The organism is Cupriavidus sp. 8B (genome assembly GCF_054589115.1).
In genome coordinates, this window is the sequence record NZ_BAAILO010000250.1 from 1 (window position 1) to 7,233 (window position 7,233).

Consider the following 7,233-nt stretch of genomic DNA (forward strand, 5'->3'; position numbering starts at 1 on the left):
TCGCCTTCTTTGCCTACTTTCTTGGCGAGACAAGAAAGTAGGTCGCCTCCCCGCAGGGGAGGTGAAACTGCCTTTGACTTTGACGTTAAGCCGTTGCTCTTGACATAGCAAACCCGCTGGAGCAAGGGCCCGCTCCGGGTTACCATGCGAGGGCTCCAATCCCGGCTGTCCTCGCCCCACACCCGCATGCTCCAGACCTTCGCCATCCTGCTGGTTTTCCAATCCCTCGGGGAAGCGCTCAGCTATTCCCTGAGCCTGCCCGTGCCCGGGCCGGTGATCGGCATGATCCTGCTGTTCGGCTGGCTTACGTTCGACGACCGGCTGTTGCCGGTGATCCAGGGGACCACGTCCGAGCTGCTCAAGCACTTGTCGCTGCTGTTCGTGCCGGCCGGCGTCGGCATCATGGTGCACGCGCACCGCATCGGCGGGGAGTGGCTGCCGATCGTGGTGGCGCTGGTGCTGTCCACCTGGCTGGCGATCGCCACCACCGCGCTGGTGGCGCGCGCGCTGATGGGCCGTGCGCGGCCGCCCGAGGATGCCGTCGCGCCCGGCGCGCAGGCCGGTTCGGGAGAACAAGCATGACGCCGCGCCTGAACGAGATCTGGGTCTACCTGGCGGCCAGCCCGCTGCTCGGCCTGACCGCCACCTTGCTGGCCTATGTCTTCGCGTTCCGCGTCTATGAGCGCGCGCGCTTCTCGCCGCTGGCCAATCCCGTGATGATCGCGGTCGCCATCCTGGTCACCCTGCTGACGGTGACCGGCACGCCGTACAAGACCTATTTCGATGGCGCGCAGTTCGTCCACTTCCTGCTCGGGCCGGCTACCGTCGCTCTGGCCGTGCCGCTCTACATGCAGCTGCCCAAGCTGCGCCGGCACGTGTTCCCGCTGCTGGGCGGACTGCTGGCGGGATCGCTGGTGGCGGTGGTATCGGCCGTCGGCATCGCCTGGCTGCTGGGCGCGTCGCCCGAGACCATGCGCTCGCTCGCGCCCAAGTCGGTCACCATCCCGATCGCCATGGGCGTGGCCGAGAAGATCGGCGGCCTGCCCTCCCTGACCGCCGTGCTGGTGATGGCCACCGGCATCATCGGCGCGGTCAGCGCCACCAAGCTGCTGAACCTGCTGCGCATTTCCGACTACACCGTGCGCGGCTTCGCCACCGGCGTGGCAGCGCACGGCATCGGCACCGCGCGCGCCTTCCAGGTCAACCAGGAGGCCGGCGCCTTCGCCGCGCTCGGCATGGGCCTGAACGGCGTGCTGACCGCCGTGATCGTGCCGATGCTGGCGGCATGGATGCCGCGCTGATCCCTGCTGACAGGACGTTGTCAGGAGCCCCCGCGCATGATCCGTCTCTCCATCACCCCTGAGAGAAAGAGAGACCATCATGAGCGGACTGATCAACTGGCTTGAAATCCCTGTCACGGACATGGCCCGTGCCATCCGGTTCTACGAACAGGCCTTCGAGACCACCCTCAAGCGCGAAACCATGGCGCAGATCGACATGGCTGTGTTTGCCAACCATGAGCCTGGTGGCGCACTGGTGGCTGGCGAGGGCTACCGCCCTTCGGCCGACGGCTGCCTGCCTTACCTGCACACGCCGCAGCTCACGGCGCTGCTGGCGCGTGTCACGGCGGCCGGCGGCAAGACCGTGTTCGGCCCGCTGCAGCTGCCTGGCGATATCGGCCATATTGCGCATATCATCGACAGCGAAGGCAATCGCGTCGGCCTGCACCAGCCGCTGGCAGGCTGATCGGCTACCGCAACCGCTTTACCAATACCCGCATAGCACCAAGATGAAGCCTCGATGAGCCGCCGCGCTGACCGCCTTTTCCAGATCGTCCAGGTATTGCGGGGGCGCCGCCTCACCACGGCGGCGCTGCTGGCGCAGCGGCTCGGGGTGTCCGAGCGCACGGTGTACCGGGATATCCAGGCGCTGTCGCTGTCGGGCGTTCCGGTCGAGGGCGAAGCGGGCATCGGCTACCGGTTGCGGGCCGACTATGACGTCCCTCCGCTGATGTTTACCGCGATCGAAGTCGAGGCGCTGGTGGCAGGGCTGCGCCTGCTCAAGGCCTGGGGCGGCGGCGCGCTGGCCGCCGCCGCCGATCCCGCGCTGGAAAAGCTGGTGGCGGCGCTGCCGCCCGCGCGGCGTCATGCGGCGCAGCAAAGCCGCGTGTTCGCCCCCGAATTCGTCAACCTCCCGCAGGTGCGTGACGCGTTTGACGTGGTGCACGGCGCCATGAACGCGCAACGCCTGCTGCGCCTGGACTATACCGACGCGCAACAACGCGCCACCGACCGCATCGTGCAGCCGCTGGGCCTGTTTTTCTGGGGCAATAGCTGGCTGCTGGCCGCCTGGTGCACCACGCGCACCGACTATCGCAGCTTCCGCCTGGACCGCTGCCGCGGCATCGTCATGCTGGACGAACGCTTCCACGAAACGCCCGACCGCTCGCTCAACGGCTTCCTGCGTGCGGTGCAGCACACCAGCGGCTAGCCGGCTGATCGGCTGATCGGCCAAGGGGCGCGCGGATAACATCGACCCCCGCTTCACGCGAGGCTGTGGGCACCTGCAGGATGCGCCTTTAGGCCGGCTCGGCCAGCAGCGTCTCGATGTCGCGCTTGATGTCCTCGGGCTTGGTGGTGGGCGCGTAGCGCTTGAACACCGTCCCGTTGCGGCGCAGCAGGAACTTGGTGAAGTTCCACTTGATCACCTCCAGGCCAAGCACGCCCGGCTTCTCCGAGGTCAGCCATCGATACAGCGGATGCGCGTTGTCGCCCTTGACGTCGATCTTGCCGAACATCGGGAAGGTGACGTGGAAGCGCGATTCACAGAACTGGCCGATCTGCGCTGCGTCGCCCGGCTCCTGCTTGCCGAACTGGTTGCAGGGAAAACCCAGCACTTCAAGGCCACTGCCTGCATACTGTTCCTGCAGCGCCTGCAGGGCGGCATATTGGGGCGTGAAGCCGCACTCGCTGGCGGTGTTCACGATCAGCAGCACCTTGCCGCTGAATTGCGACAGCGGCACCGGCTGGCCGGCCAGGGAACTGGCTTCGAACTGGTAGACATTGCTCATGACGGAATCCTCGGGTGGCACGGCGGCGCACGGCGATGCGCGTCCTGCGCCGGACAGTGTACTAGGCGATGCTGCCGTGCGTGCTCAGATCACGTTCAGATGTTCGGTGCCGGCGCCCAGGTCGGTCTCGCGGTCCAGGGTGCCGTGCAGCTTGATCATCAGCCGCAGGTCGTTGAGCGAGTCGGCGTTGCGCAGCGCGTCTTCGTAGGTGATCTTGCCGGCTTCGTACAGGTCGAACAGCGCCTGGTCGAACGACACCATGCCCTGCTCTCGCGATTTCTTGATGACTTCCTTGAGCGCGTGGATCTCGCCCTTGAAGATCAGGTCGGCCACCAGCGGCGTGCCGATCATGATCTCCACCGCCGGCACGCGGCCCTTCTGCCCCTTGCGTGGCAACAGGCGCTGCGACACCATCGCCTTCAGGTTGAGCGACAGGTCGATCAGCAACTGCTGGCGCTTTTCCTCGGGGAAGAAGTTGACCACGCGGTCGATGGCCTGGTTGGCATTGTTGGCGTGCAGGGTGGCCAGGCACAGGTGGCCCGTTTCCGCGTACTGCATCGCGTATTCCATGGTTTCCCGGTCGCGGATTTCGCCGATCAGGATCACGTCGGGCGCCTGGCGCAAGGTGTTCTTCAACGCCACGTGCCAGGAGTCGGTATCGATGCCGACCTCGCGCTGCGTGACGATGCAGTTCTGGTGCGCGTGCACGTATTCGATCGGGTCCTCGATGGTGATGATGTGCCCGTACGAATGGGCGTTGCGGTGATCGAGCATGGCGGCGAGCGACGTCGACTTGCCCGAGCCGGTGGCGCCGGTGACGATCACCAGCCCGCGCTTTGACATCACGATGTCATGCAGCGCCGGCGGCAGGTCGAGATCTTCCACCGAAGGGATGCGCGTATTGATGGTACGCACCACCATGCCCGCCTTGCCCTGCTGGATGAACGCGGAAACGCGAAAGCGCCCGGCGTTGGGCACGGAGATGGCGAAGTTGCACTCGCGGCTGCCGTCGAACTCGCTCGCCTGACGCTCGTTCATGATGGAGCGCACCAGGCCAAGCGCCTGGGTGGGATTGAGCGGCTGCTGCGAGACCGGCGTGATCTTGCCGTCGACCTTGATGGCGGGCGGAAAGTCGGCGGTGATGAACAGGTCCGAGCCGCGGTTTCCCACCATGAGCTCGAGCAGGTCGTTGATGTACTTGGCGGCGGATTCGCGATCGAGCATGGCGGTGTCCTGGTTCGGATGCGGCGGACTCGCCTCAGCCCGTGAATGAGTCGGGGTTCTTGGCGATGGCGCGCGCATCGTTGTAGTTGATGATGCCGCGCTTGATCAGGTCCGACAGGCACTGGTCCAGCGTCTGCATGCCAAGCCCGCTGCTGGTCTGCATCATCGAGTACATCTGCGCGATCTTGTTCTCGCGGATCAGGTGGCGGATCGCCGGCGTGGCAATCATGATCTCGTGCGCCGCCGTGCGGCCGTTGCCGTCGCGCGTCTTGAGCAGCGTTTGCGAGATCACCGCTTCGAGCGACTCGGACAACATGGTGCGCACCATGTCTTTTTCTTCGGGCGGGAACACGTCGACAACCCGGTCAATGGTCTTGGCCGCCGAACTGGTGTGCAGCGTGGCGAACACCAGGTGGCCGGTTTCGGCCGCGGTCAGCGCCAGGCGGATGGTTTCCAGGTCGCGCAGCTCGCCCACCAGCACCACATCGGGATCCTCGCGCAGCGCGGAGCGCAGCGCATTGGCGAAGGAATGCGTGTGCGGCCCCAGCTCGCGCTGGTTGATCAGGCTCTTCTTGGACGTGTGCACGAACTCGATCGGATCCTCCACCGTGAGGATGTGGCCCATGTCGTGATCGTTGCGGTGGTCCACCATCGCCGCCAGCGTGGTGGATTTGCCCGAACCCGTGGGCCCGGTCACCAGCACCAGGCCGCGCGGCTTCATGCACAGGTCGGCGAACACCGCCGGCGCGCGCAGGTCCTCCAGCGTCAATACCTTGGAGGGAATGGTCCGGAACACCGCGGCGGCGCCGCGCTGCGTGTTGTAGGCATTGACCCGGAAACGCGACAGGCTGGCGATTTCGAAGGAAAAGTCGATTTCCAGCCGTTCCTCATATTGCTTGCGCTGGGTGTCGCTCATGATGTCGTACACCATGGCATGGACATCCTTGTGGCCCATCGCGGCCACATTGATGCGGCGCATATCGCCGTGGATACGCACCATCGGCGGCATGTCTGCCGAGAGATGGAGATCGGACGCCTTGTTCTTGACGGCGAAAGCTAATAGCTGCGCGATGTCCATCTATAATGACCCCACCCTTTTTTGTCGTACCTTTTGTTGTACTTCTTGATATGTTCGCCGGATTATGTCTGTAATCGCCGCCAACTTGCAAGCCGTCAACCGGCGCGTCGCGGCAGCCGCACAACAGGCCGGTCGACCGGCCGGTGTAGTCACGCTTCTGGCGGTTTCCAAGACCTTCCCCGCTGCCGCGGTGCAGGCCGCGTTCGACGCCGGCCAGCGCGCCTTTGGCGAGAACTACGTGCAGGAAGGCGTGGACAAGATGGCACAGCTTGGCGGCTTGCGCGACCAGATCAGCTGGCACTTCATCGGCCCCCTGCAAAGCAACAAGACGCGTGCCGTAGCCGAGCAGTTCGACTGGGTCCATGCCATCGACCGCCTGCGCATCGCCGAGCGGCTGTCGGCGCAGCGCCCCGCCGGCATGGCGCCGCTGCAAGTCTGCCTGCAGGTCAATATCAGCGGCGAAGCCAGCAAGAGCGGCGTCGCGCCAGACGAAGTGCCCGCGCTGGCACGCGCCGTGGCTGCGCTGCCCGGGCTGCGGCTGCGCGGCCTGATGGCCATTCCGGCGCCGCAGAGCGACGCGGCGGCCCAGCGCCGGCCGTTTGCCGCGCTGCGCACCCTGCTCGACACCTTGCGCGCCGCCGGGCTGGATGTGGACACCCTGTCGATGGGCATGTCCGCCGACATGGAGGCCGCCATTGCCGAGGGCGCTACCGTGGTGCGCATCGGCACCGCCATTTTCGGCGCGCGTGACTATGCCACGGCACCCGAGGCGACACAGGCCACGCCGGGCTGAACGCCGCCCCCTTATTTCCAGACGATTCCCAGCAAGAGACCGACATGCTCAACAATCTCACCTTTGGTTTCCTCGGCGGCGGCAATATGGCCACCGCCCTGATCGGCGGCCTGATCGCCCGGGGCGTGCCGGCCACCTCGATCCGCGTGGTCGATCCGTTCGATGAAGCGCAGGCACGGCTGCGGCGCGACCTCGGGGTGCATGCGGCAGGCGCGCCCGACGCCGCCTTTGGCAAGAGCGACGTGCTCGTGCTGGCGGTCAAGCCGCAGCAGTTCCGCGAGGCAGCGGCATCGCTGCTGCCGCACCTGGGCGACAGCCTGATCGTGAGCGTGGCCGCCGGCATCCGCCTGGCCGACATGCAGCGCTGGTTCGGCGGGCGCACCCGCCTGGTGCGCGCCATGCCCAACACACCGGCGCTGGCCGGCATGGGCATGACCGGCCTGGCCGGCGTAGCCGGGCTGGCGCAGCAAGACCGCGACATCGCCCGTGCGCTGGCCGAAGCCGTGGGCAAGTGCGAATGGGTGGAAGGCGACGCGCAGATCGACGCAGTGACCGCCATCTCCGGCAGTGGCCCGGCCTACGTCTTCTACTTCATCGAAGCCATGGAGAAGGCGGCCGTGGAACTCGGCCTGAGCACCGCGCAAGGACGCGCGCTGGCAGTGGAAACCTTCCGCGGCGCCGCGGCCCTGGCCGCGCAGTCGGACGAGCCGGTCAGCCTGCTGCGCGAGCGTGTGACCTCCAAGGGCGGCACCACCTATGCAGCGCTCACGGCGATGCAAGCCGCCGGCATCGGCGAAGCCTTTGTTAAAGCCATGCACGCCGCGGCGGAACGCGCGACGCAAATGGGTGCGGAGTTTGGCAAGGACTGAGTGAAGGCTCTTCTGCCAGGGTGACCTCCCAGCGCGCTCGCCGGAGCCGGCCGAAAAGGCCAAAACCGCCTGGGATGACGACGGCTGTCTCCCTCTCCCCTCAGGGGGAGAGGGCCGGGGAGAGGGGTGGCTTAGCTAGGAGCCACTCAAAGCGACGCCCGTGGTTTTTTCCAGCACGACGGCATGACGAGCGCCGGCG

At 66.3% G+C, this 7,233-nt stretch carries 9 protein-coding genes; 6 read left to right on the forward strand and 3 right to left on the reverse strand.

The genetic code is table 11. The features are described 5' to 3' along the window. The first annotated feature begins 186 nt into the window (after window positions 1-186). The 4 genes from ACYP5B_RS23920 to ACYP5B_RS23935 all read left to right on the forward strand — a co-directional run bounded on the left by ACYP5B_RS23920 (window position 187) and on the right by ACYP5B_RS23935 (window position 2,490). Window positions 187-582, forward strand: a complete 396-nt coding sequence (locus tag ACYP5B_RS23920) for a CidA/LrgA family protein (RefSeq protein WP_318230892.1) — start codon at window positions 187-189, stop codon at window positions 580-582. Beyond that, window positions 579-1,301, forward strand: a complete 723-nt coding sequence (locus tag ACYP5B_RS23925; RefSeq protein ID WP_267604357.1) for an LrgB family protein — start codon at window positions 579-581, stop codon at window positions 1,299-1,301. Before ACYP5B_RS23920 ends, ACYP5B_RS23925 begins: the two co-directional genes overlap by 4 nt. Window positions 1,302-1,380: 79 nt before the next feature. After that, window positions 1,381-1,746, forward strand: a complete 366-nt coding sequence (locus ACYP5B_RS23930) for a VOC family protein (RefSeq protein WP_267604359.1) — start codon at window positions 1,381-1,383, stop codon at window positions 1,744-1,746. A 54-nt stretch (window positions 1,747-1,800) separates the two neighbouring features. Further along, window positions 1,801-2,490 (forward strand): helix-turn-helix transcriptional regulator, encoded by a 690-nt coding sequence (locus ACYP5B_RS23935; protein ID WP_267604360.1) that lies wholly within the window; start codon window positions 1,801-1,803, stop codon window positions 2,488-2,490. A gap of 88 nt (window positions 2,491-2,578) precedes the next feature. Here ACYP5B_RS23935 and ACYP5B_RS23940 read toward each other — a convergent pair whose 3' ends face one another. The 3 genes from ACYP5B_RS23940 to ACYP5B_RS23950 all read right to left on the reverse strand — a co-directional run bounded on the left by ACYP5B_RS23940 (window position 2,579) and on the right by ACYP5B_RS23950 (window position 5,372). Beyond that, window positions 2,579-3,070: a glutathione peroxidase gene (locus ACYP5B_RS23940; RefSeq protein ID WP_318230888.1), complete on the reverse strand. Its 492-nt coding sequence runs from the start codon at window positions 3,068-3,070 to the stop codon at window positions 2,579-2,581. 84 nt (window positions 3,071-3,154) lie between these two features. Beyond that, window positions 3,155-4,294, reverse strand: coding sequence for a PilT/PilU family type 4a pilus ATPase (locus ACYP5B_RS23945; protein WP_400101694.1), 1,140 nt, complete (start codon window positions 4,292-4,294; stop codon window positions 3,155-3,157). 34 nt (window positions 4,295-4,328) lie between these two features. Next, complete coding sequence (locus ACYP5B_RS23950; RefSeq protein ID WP_150985964.1) at window positions 4,329-5,372, reverse strand: type IV pilus twitching motility protein PilT; 1,044 nt, start codon at window positions 5,370-5,372, stop codon at window positions 4,329-4,331. Window positions 5,373-5,436: 64 nt separating this feature from the next. Between ACYP5B_RS23950 and ACYP5B_RS23955 the strand changes: the two genes are divergently transcribed. Together ACYP5B_RS23955 and proC are read left to right on the forward strand one after the other, a co-directional pair. Then, window positions 5,437-6,165, forward strand: coding sequence for a YggS family pyridoxal phosphate-dependent enzyme (locus ACYP5B_RS23955; RefSeq protein ID WP_459571333.1), 729 nt, complete (start codon window positions 5,437-5,439; stop codon window positions 6,163-6,165). A gap of 44 nt (window positions 6,166-6,209) precedes the next feature. After that, window positions 6,210-7,034, forward strand: coding sequence for a pyrroline-5-carboxylate reductase (proC, locus tag ACYP5B_RS23960; protein ID WP_400101688.1), 825 nt, complete (start codon window positions 6,210-6,212; stop codon window positions 7,032-7,034). Window positions 7,035-7,233 lie beyond the last annotated feature (199 nt).